Source organism: Barnesiella sp. An22, assembly GCF_002159975.1.
Lineage (GTDB): Bacteria > Bacteroidota > Bacteroidia > Bacteroidales > Barnesiellaceae > Barnesiella > Barnesiella merdigallinarum.
Genome location: NZ_NFJR01000004.1, coordinates 1 through 16,093, shown reverse-complemented (window position 1 = coordinate 16,093; position 16,093 = coordinate 1). Strand labels below are relative to the sequence as shown.

14 protein-coding genes, 2 tRNA genes and 1 pseudogene are annotated in these 16,093 nt (G+C 56.8%); 11 read left to right on the top strand and 6 right to left on the bottom strand.

Annotation, left to right across the window (positions count from 1 at the left end; all coding sequences use genetic code 11):
* Window positions 1–68: 68 nt before the first annotated feature.
* On the bottom strand, window positions 69–1,562 hold the full coding sequence (locus B5F38_RS05465; RefSeq protein ID WP_087408306.1) for a DUF6242 domain-containing protein: 1,494 nt from the start codon (window positions 1,560–1,562) through the stop codon (window positions 69–71).
* A gap of 287 nt (window positions 1,563–1,849) precedes the next feature.
* Window positions 1,850–2,902, bottom strand: coding sequence for a bifunctional diaminohydroxyphosphoribosylaminopyrimidine deaminase/5-amino-6-(5-phosphoribosylamino)uracil reductase RibD (gene ribD / locus B5F38_RS05460; protein WP_087408305.1), 1,053 nt, complete (start codon window positions 2,900–2,902; stop codon window positions 1,850–1,852).
* A gap of 117 nt (window positions 2,903–3,019) precedes the next feature.
* Between ribD and prmC the strand changes: the two genes are divergently transcribed.
* The 10 genes from prmC (at window position 3,020) to B5F38_RS05410 (ending at window position 9,390) form a co-directional block, all read left to right on the top strand.
* Complete coding sequence (gene prmC, locus B5F38_RS05455) at window positions 3,020–3,880, top strand: peptide chain release factor N(5)-glutamine methyltransferase (RefSeq protein ID WP_087408304.1); 861 nt, start codon at window positions 3,020–3,022, stop codon at window positions 3,878–3,880.
* Window positions 3,873–4,340 carry a regulatory protein RecX gene (locus B5F38_RS05450; protein WP_087408303.1) on the top strand — a complete coding sequence of 156 codons (468 nt, stop codon included), beginning with the start codon at window positions 3,873–3,875 and terminating at the stop codon, window positions 4,338–4,340. The genes prmC and B5F38_RS05450 overlap by 8 nt, the downstream gene beginning before the upstream one ends.
* Window positions 4,337–5,032, top strand: a complete 696-nt coding sequence (locus B5F38_RS05445; RefSeq protein ID WP_087408302.1) for a phosphoribosyltransferase family protein — start codon at window positions 4,337–4,339, stop codon at window positions 5,030–5,032. Before B5F38_RS05450 ends, B5F38_RS05445 begins: the two co-directional genes overlap by 4 nt.
* A gap of 87 nt (window positions 5,033–5,119) precedes the next feature.
* The gene (pyrE, locus tag B5F38_RS05440) at window positions 5,120–5,773 is read left to right on the top strand and encodes an orotate phosphoribosyltransferase (protein WP_087408301.1); all 654 of its coding nucleotides are present in this window, start codon (window positions 5,120–5,122) and stop codon (window positions 5,771–5,773) included.
* Window positions 5,770–6,201, top strand: coding sequence for an SRPBCC family protein (locus tag B5F38_RS05435; RefSeq protein WP_087408300.1), 432 nt, complete (start codon window positions 5,770–5,772; stop codon window positions 6,199–6,201). The genes pyrE and B5F38_RS05435 overlap by 4 nt, the downstream gene beginning before the upstream one ends.
* Before the next feature lie 54 nt (window positions 6,202–6,255).
* A complete protein-coding gene (gene argH / locus B5F38_RS05430) occupies window positions 6,256–7,605 on the top strand; it encodes an argininosuccinate lyase (protein ID WP_087408299.1) in 1,350 nt (449 codons plus the stop codon).
* Window positions 7,606–7,609: 4 nt separating this feature from the next.
* Window positions 7,610–8,602: an aldo/keto reductase gene (locus B5F38_RS05425; protein WP_087408298.1), complete on the top strand. Its 993-nt coding sequence runs from the start codon at window positions 7,610–7,612 to the stop codon at window positions 8,600–8,602.
* Window positions 8,599–9,084, top strand: a complete 486-nt coding sequence (locus tag B5F38_RS05420) for a hypothetical protein (protein WP_087408297.1) — start codon at window positions 8,599–8,601, stop codon at window positions 9,082–9,084. The genes B5F38_RS05425 and B5F38_RS05420 overlap by 4 nt, the downstream gene beginning before the upstream one ends.
* Before the next feature lie 141 nt (window positions 9,085–9,225).
* Window positions 9,226–9,301, top strand: a tRNA-Gly gene (locus tag B5F38_RS05415).
* 5 nt (window positions 9,302–9,306) lie between these two features.
* Window positions 9,307–9,390 (top strand) — tRNA-Leu (locus B5F38_RS05410).
* Window positions 9,391–9,566: 176 nt separating this feature from the next.
* Here B5F38_RS05410 and B5F38_RS05405 read toward each other — a convergent pair.
* Entirely contained in the window at window positions 9,567–10,904 is a 1,338-nt protein-coding gene (locus B5F38_RS05405; protein WP_087408296.1) for a cytidylate kinase family protein, read from the bottom strand.
* A gap of 275 nt (window positions 10,905–11,179) precedes the next feature.
* Between B5F38_RS05405 and B5F38_RS05400 the strand changes: the two genes are divergently transcribed.
* Complete coding sequence (locus B5F38_RS05400; RefSeq protein WP_087408295.1) at window positions 11,180–11,878, top strand: GIY-YIG nuclease family protein; 699 nt, start codon at window positions 11,180–11,182, stop codon at window positions 11,876–11,878.
* A gap of 78 nt (window positions 11,879–11,956) precedes the next feature.
* Here the strand turns inward: B5F38_RS05400 and B5F38_RS05395 are convergent, their stop codons facing one another.
* From B5F38_RS05395 to B5F38_RS05385, 3 genes and pseudogenes are all read right to left on the bottom strand, one after another.
* Window positions 11,957–13,570, bottom strand: coding sequence for a hypothetical protein (locus tag B5F38_RS05395; RefSeq protein ID WP_087408294.1), 1,614 nt, complete (start codon window positions 13,568–13,570; stop codon window positions 11,957–11,959).
* Window positions 13,554–14,613: pseudogene (locus tag B5F38_RS05390) on the bottom strand (HlyD family secretion protein). The gene B5F38_RS05395 and the pseudogene B5F38_RS05390 overlap by 17 nt, the downstream one beginning before the upstream one ends.
* A gap of 13 nt (window positions 14,614–14,626) precedes the next feature.
* A complete protein-coding gene (locus B5F38_RS05385) occupies window positions 14,627–15,946 on the bottom strand; it encodes a TolC family protein (RefSeq protein WP_087408293.1) in 1,320 nt (439 codons plus the stop codon).
* Window positions 15,947–16,093 lie beyond the last annotated feature (147 nt).

Here is a 16,093-nt window from a genome sequence, read left to right as displayed (position 1 = left end):
TGCCTACATACATAAAACGGAATAATCCGATGAAAAGTATATGTCCCGTTCACTCTCCCCCATCGCTATCAAGGTATAGGCGGATACCGCAGGCGTCCTATCGCGCCCCGCCATATCTGGTTGTAGACGGTACCCGAGTTGTTTTCTCCACCAAAGATATAGATGTAGGGAATCTTGTAATCGTCGTTGGCTCGCGTGGTGGCCATACCGGCTACCTGACGCACGGGCATGAATCGCCACAGCGGCGATGCCTTCTGTGAAGCGCTGAAGTCAGAGCCGATGACCAGCACCGAGGCAAAGGCCCGCGGATTGATATAGGAGGGCATGGCCAGCGATTCGGGGGCTGCTGTCCACGTATTGCCGTTGTTGACCGACACATATACCGAGTCGGCCACCCCTTCGGCTTCGCGGCCGCCGATGACAATCCACGAGGTGTATTGGGTCGTAATCCAATATTCGTTGGTCGTAAAGGTGAAATAGGGGAAGAGCAACGCTCCCTCGCAGGGTTTTATCGACCCGGCGAGCTGTGCCCAAGCCTCACCGTCGTAACCCCAGGTGGCTCCCGTCAGGCGGTTGTTGGCCGTGCGGCCGCCAATCATAATCGACTGGGGGGTATTCAGGTCGTACTCCGACACGAAGGTAACCATCTGGCTGCTGCCCGTAACGGGGAAGTTTTCGGGTACGGGATAGGGGGTGAAACCCTCGGGACGCGGATAGCAGTCGTGTTTGTAGACGCCATTGTCCAGGACGACACCCAGCACGCGCGATTTCCACGAGCCTACCAGCGAGTAGAAACTTTGGCCTGTTGCGGTCCAGTTCGCACCATCTTCCGAGCGATAGAGCTCGCCGCTCTGGTCCAGCATATAGAGGGCGTCGTCGGTCGCCTGAACCGACTGCACTTTGGGTGTAAAGGCAGTCACCGTCTGCGAAGTCCACTCGCCGGCATAGGGATTGTCGGTCATATATACGGTACAAGTCGAATTGGACTCGATAAACGAATAGGCTTTCCCCTTAAAGTAGACCGCCTTCTGCGTCGTCACGGCAACACCTTCGCCACACGGCAGCGGCTTCACCCCGAAGGGGGCGTTCCAGTAGAGCGAGTCGGGGTCCATCTGATGCACGTTGACCTTCAGCGAATACCACTTCTCGGTCACCCCGTTCTGAGCGGTTACCACCAGCGACACCTTCGATGTAAAGTCAATCGAGTCGGTAGGCGAAGCCAGATAGTCGATGGTATCGTTTTTGGTGGCATCGCCGCGGTCCATGATGATTTTTGCCTGTGCCACGTTGTCGAACGAAATGTTGGCAATCAAGGCCGATACGTCGGTACCCACCGGCAGGGAGTCGGCATTGAAAATCTGCCCACCGTTCAGGTCGATGGTGAAGAATACGGTATCGAGATTGGCCAACACCGAGTCGTTGGCTGCCAAAGAGAAGCTGGTAACCCGCACACTCTCCGAGATGGTATAGGTTATCTCCTCGTCATCGGTAGAGTTGCACGAAATGCCAGATAAAAACAGAGCGGCTATACACAGAAAAAAGTATATTTTTTGCGTCTTCATCAACTGATATGCGTTACAAGTTTGCAGTTACAATCGGCAAATTTAGCAACATTTTTTTCTTTGCATACTACAAACTCCGATAATTATAATTATTTATGGATAAGCCTCTACTTGTCGCTTAGGCTTTTCCGAGTTCAAAATGGCGAAAGGTGAACGTATGGGCAAACACTTCGAATTTGTTATGCCCAACCGCATCCGGTTTCCGTGAAACAAAAATAGCAAAAACAGCAAGGCCGCACGCACAATTTTAGACAAACCGCACGATTCGCCGGGTGAACGGTTGCTTTTTACCTATTTTCGTACCACTCGATTCGGGCCCGGCCGCACCACTCTGTCTGTTGCGGTAGCCGACCCATCGACGGGGCGGCCACACCCTGCTCCAGCACGAGGGGGCCGGTCTCAACACGGGCCTCGTCCCAGTGGCCCGCGTCGATAAACGACTGTAACAGAGCAGCACCACCCTCGACTACGAGATGCTGCAGGCGACGACGATATAGCTCGTCGAGCAGGGCCGGTATCAATGCCTCGCCAAAGGGCAGGTGCACCACCTCGACCGACGGCGGCAGCACCGGGTAGTCGGTCTCCGGGCCGGTCACCACGAGCGTAGGCAGGCCGTCGGTAAAGAGTTGCCGGTCGGCCGGCACGCGGGCATGCTCGTCGAGCACGATGCGCAGGGGCGAACGTCCGGGCCAGAGGCGCGTCGTGAGCGAAGGGTTGTCGGATATGGCCGTGCGGGTTCCCACCAGAATAGCGTCGGACTCGGCCCGCAGGCGGTGCACCCACACGGACGAGACATCGTCCGAGATACGGGCCGCCGGTTCACCCGGCTCACGCACCCGGTCGATGAACCCGTCGCTGCTCTGCGCCCACTTGAGGGTGACGAAGGGGCGATGGCGGGTCTGAAAGGTCATAAAGGTACGGTTCAACGCCAGACACTCGGCCTCGAGCACGCCGGTAACCACCTCGACGCCCGCCTCGCGCAGCCGGGCAACACCTCGTCCCGACACGGCCGGGAAGGGGTCGAGACACCCCACGACCACCCGCGGAATGCGTTTGGCCACAATCAGTTCGGCACAGGGCGGTGTCTTCCCGTAATGCGAGCAGGGCTCGAGCGATACATACAGGGTCGACTGGGGCAACAGCGACTCGTAGGCCACCGAGGCGATGGCGTTCACCTCGGCATGAGGCTTGCCGAAACAGCGGTGATACCCCTCGCCGATGATGCGCCCCTCGTGCACCACCACCGCCCCCACCATGGGGTTGGGAGCCACATGGCCGCGCCCCAGCGAAGCCAGTTGCAGGCACCGGCGCATGAAAGCAGAATCTACATCTCTATCCATATCTTGAACTTTTTTATTTACCTTTGCCACACACCGAGACAGCGACACCCCGGCACGGCAGCCATCGGCAGCAGGTTTTACGGGTCTGTATCGCCTCGGTTCCTAACAACTGTCAACATGCAACCGAGTATCGACCTCCTGCGCCACACCCTCCAGGGCATCTATCCGCCCGGCGAAATCAACGGCTTCATCCGGCTGATTTTCGAGGCACTGTGCGACTATACCCCTACCGATATACTGCTCCGCAAAGATACGATTTTATCTGAGGATATGCACCGAAAAATCGAGGAGATAGCCAGTCGGCTCGCCCGGCAGGAGCCTATCCAGTACATTCTGGGCTATGCATGGTTTTGCGACCGCCGCTTCTACATCGCCCCCGGCGCGCTCATTCCCCGCCCCGAGACCGAAGAGCTGGTGCGCCTCATCATCGACGAGAACCGCAGCCGCCCGCTGCGCATCGCCGACCTGGGTACGGGCAGCGGCTGCATTGCCGTCACCCTGGCTCGGGAGCTGCCCCAATGCCGGGTCGAGGCGTGGGAACTCTCGCCCGAGGCCCTGGCGATTGCCCGCCGCAACGCCGAGCTCCAGCAGGTGACGGTCGACTTCTACCAGCGCGACATCCTCCACTACGACCTCTCGCAACTCACGCCCGGTTCGCTCGACCTCATCGTGAGCAACCCGCCCTACATCTGCCGGAGCGAAAGCCGGGCCATGAGCGAAAACGTGCTGGGCTACGAACCGCACGAAGCCCTCTTCGTCCCCGACGAGACCCCGTTGCTCTTCTACGACAAGATAGCCCGCGACGGTCTCACCCTGCTCTCGCCCGGCGGCCGCCTCTACTTCGAAATCAACGAGGCTCAGGGCCCCGCCTGCGCCTGCATGCTGGAGCGCCAGGGCTACGAACAGATACGCATCATACACGACCTCTACGACAAAGACCGGTTTGCATCGGCCATAAAACCTCACGCTCATGGCTAAAATACTGACACCCCCCGAAGCCCTGCACCGGGCCGCCGCCCTCTGCTCATCGGCCGAACACTGCACGGCCGACATTCGTGAAAAACTGGCCCGATGGGGCGTGACCGAAGCCGACAGCCGCACCATCATCGACCGGCTCGTGCAAGAGCGGTTTATCGACGAGCAACGTTACGCCGTGGCCTTCGTCAAAGACAAATTCCGCTTCTCGGGATGGGGCCGCATCAAGATGCGCTACGCCCTGCAGCAGAAACGCATCGACGGCAGCGACATAGACCACGCCCTCGCCACCCTCGACGAGGAGCAGTACAACGACCGTCTGCTCGAACTGCTGCAAGCCAAATCGCGCTCGATTCGCGACGACGACCCCGAAGCCCGACGGGCCAAACTCTTCCGCTTCGCCACCTCCCGGGGATTCGAATCAGCACTTATTTTCAACGCATTAAAACAGGTCGTGCCATGAAACGGCTCCATCCGCTCGACGACCTGCTCGACCTCTTCTTTCCGCGCCTCTGCCCCGTCTGCCTGCGGGCCATGAACCGCGACGAGCGGGGGCTCTGTACCGGCTGCCTGCACCGCCTGCCCCGCACCGGCTACCACCTCGACCCACTCAGCCCCATGGCCCAGCTCTTTCTGGGCAAGATTCCCATCGAGCGATGCGCCGCCTTCTTCCACTTCACCACCCCGGGCGACGTGAGGCAACTGATACACCACATCAAATACCACGGCGGCAAACGGTGCGGCCTCGTACTGGGCGAAATCTTTGCCCGCGAGTTACAGCCGCACCGGTTCTTCGACGGCATCGACACACTGGTACCCGTGCCCCTGCATCCCGCCAAACTGCGCCGCCGGGGCTACAACCAGAGCGAATGGATAGCCCGCGGCGTGGCACACGCCACCGGCATAGAACTCTGCACCCGTTGGCTGCAGCACACCCGCGACTCCCACTCGCAAACCCGCAAGGGCATCTACGACCGCTGGCTCGACACCCACTCGGCCTACGACGCCCGGCTGGCTCCCGACCTGACCGGCCGCCACATCCTGCTCGTCGACGACGTGGTGACCACCGGCGCCACCCTCTTGGCCTGCGCCCAAGCACTCCACGCCCACGGCGAGCCTCGCATCAGTTGCCTCACCCTGGCTGCCGCGCAGTAAATATTTTCATATTTTTAGATTCCATTCGGCCGTTTATCTGCTATTTTTCTTACCTTTGTCTTTCGATTATCCTAAATATTATTCGTCATGAAAACGGTAGAACGATTACTGGCCGAGAAACTCTTAAAAATCAGAGCCATCAAACTGCAACCCGAGAATCCTTTCGTATGGGCATCGGGCTGGAATTCACCCATATACACCGATAACCGCCGTACCCTCTCCTACCCCGAGGTGAGAAGTTTCATCAAGGTAGAACTTTGCCGGGTTATTATGGAAAACTTCGGCTCGGCCGATGCCATTGCCGGCGTAGCCACAGGCGCCATTGCCCAAGGTGCACTGGTAGCCGACACACTGGGGTTACCCTATGTATATGTGCGCTCGGCACCGAAAGACCACGGACTCGAGAACCTCATCGAGGGTAACCTGGTTCCCGGACAAAAGGTAGTCGTTATCGAAGACCTCATCTCGACCGGCGGCAGCAGTCTGAAAGCAGTCGAAGCCATCCGCAACGCCGGCTGCGAAGTCATCGGTATGGTAGCCATCTTCACCTACGGCTTCCCCGTTGCCACGCGCAAGTTCAAGGCCGCTCAGGTAGAACTGATTACGTTGAGCAACTACAACGCCATGCTCGAGACGGCTCTCGAGACCAACTATATCAAACCCGAAGACCTCGAGACTCTGCAAGAGTGGCGCAAAGACCCCTCGAGCTGGCAAGGTCCCAACAACACGCCCGCCGTATGACCAGCAGTTTCGAAAGTAAAACGGTGCGGATTGCCCACGCCGTAGAGAAGGTGTATGCCCTGCTCTCCGACCTCTCGAACCTCGACCGCTTCCAAAGCGTGTTGAACGCTCCCGAAAACCAGAACAAACTCAAGATTACGGGATACGACAGCGACAGCCTCTCGATCGAGGTGAGCCCCATCGGCTCGGTCACCTTCCGCATCGTAAACCGGGAGCCCAACAAGACCATCAAGTTCGAGGCCGAAAACTCGCCGCTGCCCCTCAACCTGTGGATACAGTTCGTACCCACCGGCGAGTGCGAGACCGCTTCGCGCGTCACCGTCAAGGCCGACCTCAACCCCTTCATCAAGCCCATGGTGTCGAAACCCTTGCAAGAGGGGGTCGACAAAATGGCCGACATGCTGGTGGTGCTCCCCTACGAGCAATAATCAGGAGGTAGTCTGCCCGCAATCTATTTGTAGAATCTTAAAAACGTAACTCGAATGGCACAGAAACTTTGGGAAAAATCGGTACAGGTCAATCACGACGTAGAGCGATTCACCGTAGGCCGGGACCGGGAAATGGACCTCTATCTGGCCCCCTACGACATTCTGGGCTCGCTGGCTCACATCAACATGTTGCAATCCATCGGGCTCCTCTCGGCCGACGAGCTGGAGAAGCTGACCGCCGAGTTACGACACATCTACGCCGAAACCCAGTCGGGGCAATTCACCATCGAAGAGGGGGTCGAGGATGTGCACTCGCAGGTCGAGCTGATGCTCACCCGCCGGTTGGGCGACATGGGCAAGAAGATACACAGCGGACGCTCGCGCAACGACCAGGTGCTGGTCGACCTCAAGCTCTTCACCCGGGCCCGGCTGCAACATACCGTCGAGGGGGTAGAGACGCTGTTCAATACGCTCATCGACCAAAGCGAACGGTACAAACAGGTACTCATGCCGGGCTACACCCACCTGCAGGTGGCCATGCCCTCGTCGTTCGGCCTCTGGTTTGCGGCATACGCCGAGAGCCTGGTCGACGACCTCATCGTCATGCAAGCCGCCTACCGGGTGTGCAACCGCAACCCGCTGGGGTCGGCTGCCGGATATGGTTCGTCGTTCCCCCTCGACCGCACCCGCACCACCGACCTGCTGGGATTCGAGTCGATGGACTACAACGTGGTGTATGCCCAGATGGGACGCGGCAAGACCGAGCGCATCGTCGCCTCGGCCATCGCCTCGATAGCGGCGACGCTGGCCAAACTGGCCTTCGACGCCTGCCTCTACAACTCGCAAAACTTCGCCTTCATCAAGTTGCCCGACGCCTTTACCACCGGCTCGAGCATCATGCCCCACAAGAAGAACCCCGACGTATTCGAACTGACCCGGGCCAAATGCAACAAGCTGCAGGCCCTTCCCTACCAGATTACACTCATAGCCAACAACTTGCCTTCGGGCTACTTCCGCGACCTGCAAATCATCAAGGAGTTGTTCCTCCCCGCCTTCGACGAACTGGACGACTGCCTGCACATGGTCAACCAGATGATGTCGCAAATCGAGGTCAACACCCACATCGTCGACGACCCGCGCTACAACCTCATGTTCAGCGTCGAGGAGGTGAACCGCCGCGTACAGGCCGGTGTCCCCTTTCGCGATGCCTACAAGCAGGTGGGGCTCGAGATCGAGGCCGGGCACTTCACCCCCGACAAGCACATCGTCCACACCCACGAAGGCAGCATGGGCAACTTGTGCAACGACCGCATCACCGCCCTCATGCAGCAGACGGTCGCCAGTTTCGACTTCGCTCGCGCCCAGGAGGCCGAAGCCCGGCTTCTCGGTCGCCAAAACTCATAGGCCTATGGATTACCAACCGCAACCCGACCGCTACACCAACGGCATGATTTATCGCCGTTGCGGAAACAGCGGCATACAACTGCCCGTCATCTCGCTCGGATTCTGGCACAACTTCGGTCACATCGACTCGTATGCCACCCAACTCGAGATGGTCAAATATGCCTTCGATCACGGCATTTGCCACTTCGACCTGGCCAACAACTACGGACCGCCCGCCGGCAGTGCCGAGGAGAATTTCGGCCGCATGATGAAACAGTGCTTCGCCGCCCACCGCGACGAGATGTTCATCACCTCGAAAGCCGGTCACGACATGTGGCCCGGCCCCTACGGCGGCAACAGCTCGCGCAAGAACCTCATGGCCAGCATCGACCAAAGTCTGCAACGCATGGGGCTCGACTACGTCGACCTCTTCTACAGCCACCGCTACGACGGGGTTACCCCCATCGACGAGACCATGCAGGCCCTCGTCGACATCGTGCGCCAGGGCAAAGCGCTCTACATCGGGCTCTCGAAATACCCCATCGACAAGCTGCTCTATGCCCTCAACTACCTGCACTCCGCCGGTGTACCCTGCCTGGCCTACCAGGACCGCTACAACATGTTCGACCGCCACGTCGAGGAGCACCACCTGCAACTCTGCGCCTCCAAAGGTATAGGCGTCGTAGCCTTCTCGCCGCTGGCCCAAGGCATACTCACCGGCAAATACCTGCACGGCATCCCGGCCGACTCGCGTGCCGCCCGCCCCGAAGGGTATCTGAAGACAACCGATATCACCCCCGAAAAGATAGCTCGCGTGGCCCGGCTGAAAGCGATAGCCGACCAGCGGGGACAAACCCTCTCGCAACTGGCCCTCGCCTGGGTATTGCGCCAAAGCGAAGTGAGCACCGTAATCGTGGGCGCCCGCAACCTCGACCAGCTGAAAGACAACCTGCACGCCACCACGGCCCTGTCGCTCACGGACACCGAAACCGAAATGATAGAGGAGATACTGAAATGAAACGATTGCAACACCTACTCCTGCTCCTGCTCGCCTTGGCCGCCGTTGCCTGCGACGGAGGCGACCGCGACCGCATACCCGCCGCAGCCGTGCGGGTCGAGTTTGCCAGCCAGGCCATGTGGGACCAGTATGGCGTAAGTGGCAGTTTCATACACCGCCGCTTTATCCTCAGCCAGAAACTCCCCGCCGGATTTCCCTACAACCTCTCCTCGGCTACCGGCTACGGAGGACTCATGCTCGTGACCAACGAGCACGCCATCCCCTTCGTCTACGACCTCTGCTGCCCTGTCGAGATAAACCCCAACATCCGCATCGAGTTCGACGAAGACAACTTCTGCCTGCGTTGCCCCAAATGTGGCTCTACCTACGACATCTCGACCGGTGGCCCCATGACCGGCGCCGCCAAAGACGGTCGCTACTTCTTGCAAAGCTACCAGATAGCTCCCTACGGTACCGCCGGCGGGCAGCTCATCTTCCGCTAACCTGCACACCCGGTATAGTGCGCCCGGACTTCGCTTGTGAGGCCGGGTCACCTCACCACACGGGTAATGTCCGACGGGAACAGATTTTCGAGTCGTAATTTTGCAGAACCAAAAAAGCATTTTATCTTTGCAATCGCATTTGCGAAAATAGCTCAGTTGGTAGAGCACAACCTTGCCAAGGTTGGGGTCGCGGGTTCGAGTCCCGTTTTTCGCTCCAAGGCTGCCCGAATGGTGGAATGGTAGACACGAAGGACTTAAAATCCTTTGGCCATTGCGGCTGTGGGGGTTCAAGTCCCCCTTCGGGTACTGTATAGAGCTGTTAATCATTTGATTTTCAGCTCTATTTATTTTTTCAGGTAGCCACAGGGGTGTAACAAAACAAAAGGGTGCTCCCTCCTACACCCGATGCAGAAGGCAGCCACGCAGTCCAAAAATAGATTGCACAAACATCAAAAGGGAAGAAGCTACTACCCGACTATCCCCTACTTCACATTCTTGAAAGCACGCAGAATCATATCCACGGCTCCATCGATGCCGGTACGTTCGGTATTGATTACCAAGTCGTAGCCGGCAATATCGGTCCACTGTTTGCCGGTGTAGTGCCAGTAGTGATTGGCCCGACCGGTATTCACCCGCTCGATTTTACGGGCAGCCTCTTCGGGCGAAATATGGAGTTTGTCGACCAGCTGCTTCACGGCAAAGTCTCGGCCCGAGGTGATGAAGACACGCAGCACGTGCGGGTCGTCGCGGAGAATCCAGTTGCCCAACCGGCCGATGATGACACACTCGCCCTTATGAGCCAGTTCACGGATGGTACGGCTCTGGTTCACATAGATGGCATCGTCCTTCGAGGGGTTCATCGAGGCGGGTATACCGCTATCGGCAAATATCAACTCCCACAGGCGGCTGGTGGGGAGATTCTGCTCGGTCTGGGCCACAAAGTCGGTCGAGTAGCCCATCTCCCGGGCCGTCTGGTCTATAATCTGCCGGTTGTAACAGGGGCAGCCCAACCAGTGGGCAACAGCCTCGCCCACGGCATTGCCCCCACTGCCATACATGCGGGCGATGGTGATGATGCGGTTGCCGCTCCACTCGTCGGCAGCCACAATCGCAGCAGCCTGCCGTTCGGCCTTGGGGATAAAGATGCGGTCGAGCCACCCGATGTGCGGGGCGAATACCCGAACCATAAAGCCCACGTAAAACATCGAGACGAGTGTACCTACACCAACCATCTCCCAGCTCCAGAGACCGAAGAAGATGAACATGAATATCGTACCGATGAGCACCAGCGAAGTATCGGAACAGATCTTCACCTTGCCGAAATCCTTTTTCAGAAACTTCGATATGGCCAGCGGCAGCCCCTCACCGGCCAGCATCAGCGAGTCGCAACGCACCTCGCACGCAATGCCGAATGCCAACACGGCACCACCGATGAGCAGCTCGATGAATCGCAAGGGATAACCTATCATGGGGTTGATGTCGAAGGGGATTTGCAGGAAACCGGTCAACCACATCGTGAGGTCGGTATAGAATCCGAACAGGAAAGAGACCAGAATCTGGGTATACTGCCGGGCCTCGAAATTACGGCGCAGCAACAGAATCTGAATGGTGATGAAAAACACGTGCATGCAGATGGTGAGCTGCCCCATCGTCAGGTTCACTCCCGGGACCAACGACAAGATATAGGGGGGAGCCGATATAGGCGACGAGCCCAGGTTGGCCCGTATAGACAAGGAGGTACCGAAAGCGATTACAAAAAGAATAACTACAAAACTGGCATAGCGCCGCAGCCACTCCGCCTTACTCCTCTTCCCGTTCATAATTGGTAATATTTCAAAACAACTGCGAAATTACGCAAAAACCGGCTTAACCGGCTGGCTCTTACCCGGTCTTTAAACTTATTTATACTTGCGGCGAAGGGCCGAGATCCTGCTCGAAATGATATTTTTTACAAATAACCTAAATCTTTACCCTCAAATAGCTATCTTTGTAAAAGAGAGGATGTGGTTCGGCATAGTCAACCCAATGGAACCGGTGAATTTTCACTTGTGTCTGCACCCCCTCTCACTACTGTTATTGCAAAGCCTTATTCAATATGAATACCACGACAGAACCCGGATATGTATATATTTTGACCAATCCCAGTTTTCGTGAAGACTGGGTCAAAATCGGGAAGAGTGCCCGCCCGGTCGATATTCGCTCCAAAGAACTGGATAATACCGCCGTGCCATTGCCTTTCGAGATTTATGCGACCATCAAGACCGTAAAATTCAACGAGGTCGAAAAGCTCGTACACAAAACCATAGACCGATTAACCGACCTACGGATTCGCCAAAACAGAGAGTTTTTCAATGTGCCGCCACAAGTTGCTTTAGACATATTCAAGGACATAGCCCAAACCATCGACGACGCTGTCATCACAGAGTATCGCGACAACAGGCCCATTCAAGAACCGGGTAACGACTGCCCCCCAACCAACAACAAGAGAGTAGTCAAGCGCGAACGCTTCCGGTTCAGTCTGGTCGGTATTCCTATTGGCGAATATATTACATTCATTCCCACGGGTATACAGGTAAAAGTAGCCAGCGACAACTCCATCGAATACGATGGCCGCATCTATAAACTCTCGCCCTTTGTAGGGACTTTCATGCCCGAAGACAAGCGCAATACGTCGGGCACCTATCAAGGGGCCAAATATTTCACCTATAAGGGAAAGGTTCTCGAAGAGCTGAGGAGAGAGATTGAACAAGACGACGAAGAGTTGGAGGTACAGTCCGAGCCTGCCACAGAGTAATTCAATATCGACATTTCAATTACGCACACAGCCCGCCAAAAAGCGGGCTGTGTTTTTATCTGAATCATTCAAGCGTCATTACCGTTCGGCTTGTTCACTCTCTTCCATCCGCTCGTGCGAGAGGTTGATGGCAAAGAGCCGGCCTACGACCGGCACGCGGAAGAGCTTGACACGATGCGTAATGCGCGCATACCGGGTGAAGAGTATCACGATGAGGAACAGGATACCCAGCAACACGGCATAGCCGAACACCTGCTTGATCGAGACCAGCGTAGCCTGCCGCTGCAACTCGCCGAAGTAGGCCGAGAAAGGTACCTGGTCCGTGAGCGGGTTCACGGCATCGAGCGAGCCGCCCAGGGTGTAGTAGTTCGACTGCATCGCCATCTTGAAGACCCGGGCCACCAGCGCCGAAGCGATGGGGCCACCTATCCCCTCGCGCACGAAACCCACGGCACAAAGGGCCTGAAAGAAGTGCCGGAAGGGCACAATCTGCGACAGATAGGTAGTCAGGGTCACATAAATCATCACATTGCCCGCATTCTTCAGGAAGAGCGGCAGGTAGAGCCGCTCGATATTCATGTCGGGCGAAATCAAGAAGTACATCACCAACTGATAGGCCACCATCAGCACAAACCCGATGAAGGTCACCGTCTTGTAACTCATCTGCCAGCGGGCCAGGAGCAGTAGCGACAGGAGTGCCCCGGCTACGACACCCAGCAGACCGGGTACATTGAGCGAGATGGCATTGAGCGAATCGTAGTGGAGGATGCCTCCCGTAAAAGCTCCTTGCAGCACCGTCGAGGTGGCCGACAGGCAGTTGAGGGCGAAGAAGAGGAGCACCACCGTGCCGAAGTGCCAGTACTTGAAGGTCTCGGGCTCGATATAGGGGTGACGTATGTGCCACATGCGCTGCAGACTCAGGAAGAGAAACAGAGCCGCACACACCAGTGCCAGCCGTATGTAGGGCGAGTCGAACCAGTCGTAATAGTCGCCGTAGTTAAAGGCAAATGCGATGAGCAGCAGCACCACGCTCCAGAGCACGGCACCCAGCCAGTCGATGCCGAAGAGCGGCAGCGGCGGACGCAGATAGAACTTGCGCAGCAGCCACTGCGATAGGACAATCACCACCAGCAACAGCCCTACGGCCAGGTAGTGCATGTAGTGCCAGCTGTAAAAGTAGGTGAGGTAGGTGGTGACCAGCCCCGAGAATTGTATGCAGCCAAATACCGTGAGGTAGATAACCGGGAAGAATACGGCAAAGTTACGCGTGGGGGTGATGCGCAACTGTATCGACGAGAAGCACTTGAAGGTTCCCCACATGCGCAACACTCCCGTGAAGAAACAGGTTATCGCCAGTACCATCAGGTTGTCGGTGCTCATCGTGATGATATTGCCCACGATAAGCCCCACGGCCACGATGGGCAGAATGGTGCGTGTCGGCAACCTGAATTTCAGCCGGAACAGGACGGGGAAAATCATCGTAATGCCGATAAACGAGGCATAACCGGCCATGAGTATATCTTCCTGCATCAGCGTCGTGGCCCCCATCATCTCGCTCACCGACGAGAGGTAGATACCCCCCGAGCACTGGAACACCAGAATGCAAAAGAGAAACGACACTACCCGCGCCCACATGGGCACCCACTCCTTGAAGGCGGGCACCCGGCGCATCAAGTCATCGAGCGGAGTCATGGTCGCGATACTTTACCTCACACTCTACGTTCAATCAATCCGGCCCGCAGCTTGTCCATATCCTCGGGCGAGTTCTCCTCCGAAAAGACGATACGCACCGGGATACGCTGCTCGACCTTCACGAAGTTGCCGGCCGAGTTGTCTTGCGGTACCAGCGAATACTGGGCACCCGTAGCTTTCGAGATGGACTGCACCCGACCTTTATAGACCACCCCGGGAATGGCATCGATGGTCATGTCGACCGGCATCCCCTTGGCAATGTGGGCCGTCTGGGTCTCCTTGTAGTTGGCAACGACCCACTTCTCGGCCTCGTCGACAATCGACACCAGTGTCTGCCCCGGCTGAATGAGCTGCCCCTCCTGAATGGTCTTGCGCGAAGTCACCCCGTCGCAGGGAGCCAGCACCACCGTGTACGACAAGTTCAGGTTGGCCAGGTCGAGAGCCGCCTCGGCCACAGCCACGGCAGCCTCGTTCTGGTCGAGGCGTTGCGCCTGTTCATCCTTCACCAGCGAGGCCGAACGTCTCTGCCGCACCAGCATCTCATACTTGGCCTTCAAGGCCTCGTAATTGGTCTTCATCCCGTCGTATTGCTGTTGCGTCACAGCCTCTTCGGAAAGCAGCTTCTTGTAACGCTCGTAGTCTTTCTCGGCATTCTTCAGCAGCACCTCTACCTCCTCGATACCGGCATCCGACACGGCCAGGTTGTTGTGGGCCGTCGATACGGCCGTACCCATGGCGCTGCGGCCGGCCAGCGCATTCTGGTAGTCGGCCTCGGCCTGAGCCACCCGCAGGCGGAACTCGGCATCCTCGATGAGCAACAGCGTGTCGCCCTTGTGCACCGGCTCATACTCCTCGAAATAAATCTTCTTGATAAAGCCCTGCAACCGGCTGTTTACCGGTACGATGTGCTGACGTACCTGCGCATTGTCGGTATACTCGACCCGTCCCAGATGGACAAATCGCGAGCATACCCATACAAAACCAATCACCAGCAAGGCGATGGCCACGACGTTGAATACTATTTTGCGTGATTTCTTATTCATAGCTGTAAACGATTTATAATGTACCTGTTAAATAAAGAAGTTTGTAATAATTGAAAGCGATGTCGATTTGCGCATTGGCCAGCTGTACCTCGGCCGAGAGTTTGGAGTTGCTCGCATCGAGCATATCGGTGATGAGCGCAAGCTCGTTTTTGTAGCGGTTGGCGATGACGGTGTAGTTCTGGCCGGCCAGCTCTACGTTCTTCTTGCGGGTAACCAGCTGTTCATAGGCCTCGATATAGCGCACATAGGCCGCCTGCACGACCAGTCCGGTCTGTTCGCTCGCGTCGTCATATCGCTCCTGTGTGCGGCGTATGGTCAGCTTGCTGCGGCTGGCCGCCTTGTTGGTCTTGTAGAGCGAAGCCAGATTGTAACTTATCCCTACGCCTACATACCAGTAGTTGAAATTCTTGTTGATGGGAGGAACCTCGATGGTGATAGGGCCGTCGAAATGGTTGCCGGCCATGAGGGCAATCTTGGGCAGGCGGTCGGACTTCACGATTTTATCCTGATGCTTGTTCATCTGCACGGCCAGAGCCAACTGCTTCAGTTCGGGCGAGTTTTCCATCGCCTCGTTTTGCCAGTAGGCCGCATCGCCCATGGGCAGCGTGCGCGACAGCAGGGTGGTGTCGGGCTCGATCCATACCGACTCGTCGAGCCCCAGGTTGGTAACCAGGTTGCGGTTGAGGATACCCAGCGTGTTCTTGATTTGCACGACGGTAAACTCGAGGTCCGAGAGCAGCAGCTCGTAGCGGGTGATGTCGTTTTTCAACGCCAGACCCTCGCCCTGCTTGGCCCGTATATCCTTGAGCAACTGTTTGGTCTGCTCGATATTCTGCTCATAAACCTTGATCAGATTGAGCTGCTTGAAGAGGTCGAAGTAGTAACCCGCCAGCAGGAAACGCACCTTGTTGCGGTCTTTGGCCCAGTCGAGCCGGGCATTCTGCTCTTGCAACTGTGCTATGGCGATACCGTTCGAAACGGCTCCACCCGAATAGATGATTTGCGAAACCTCCAGTGCAAAGTTGTTTCCCAAGTGAGGCATCGGAGCCCGTTCCACCTGCGTGAAATCACGCTCCATCAGGGTTCCATCGCCCAAGTAACTAAAAGAAAGCGAGACATCTATGTCGGGTAAGCGGTCGTTTTTGGCGACTCTCACCGCCTCGTTAGCCTCATCGATTGCCGTAAACGAGGGGCGCAGTGTCTTGCTGTTGCGATCGGCCAGGTCGAAAATCTCGTCCAGCGTAAACACCCGACGGACCGGCTCCTGAGCACATGCACCACCTGCACATAACGATGCACACAGCACCGCTATGGACAAGTAGAATTTGTTCATTCGTAAAAAAAATTATGAATTAAAAATGTAGGATTAACTAGGGACTGTCGTAAAAAGAATAAAACTTTATAACGAATTGATTGCCAATGTAATATAAAATTTGTATCTTAGCTAAAGATAAAAAGAATACCTCCAATTGCCCTAGAA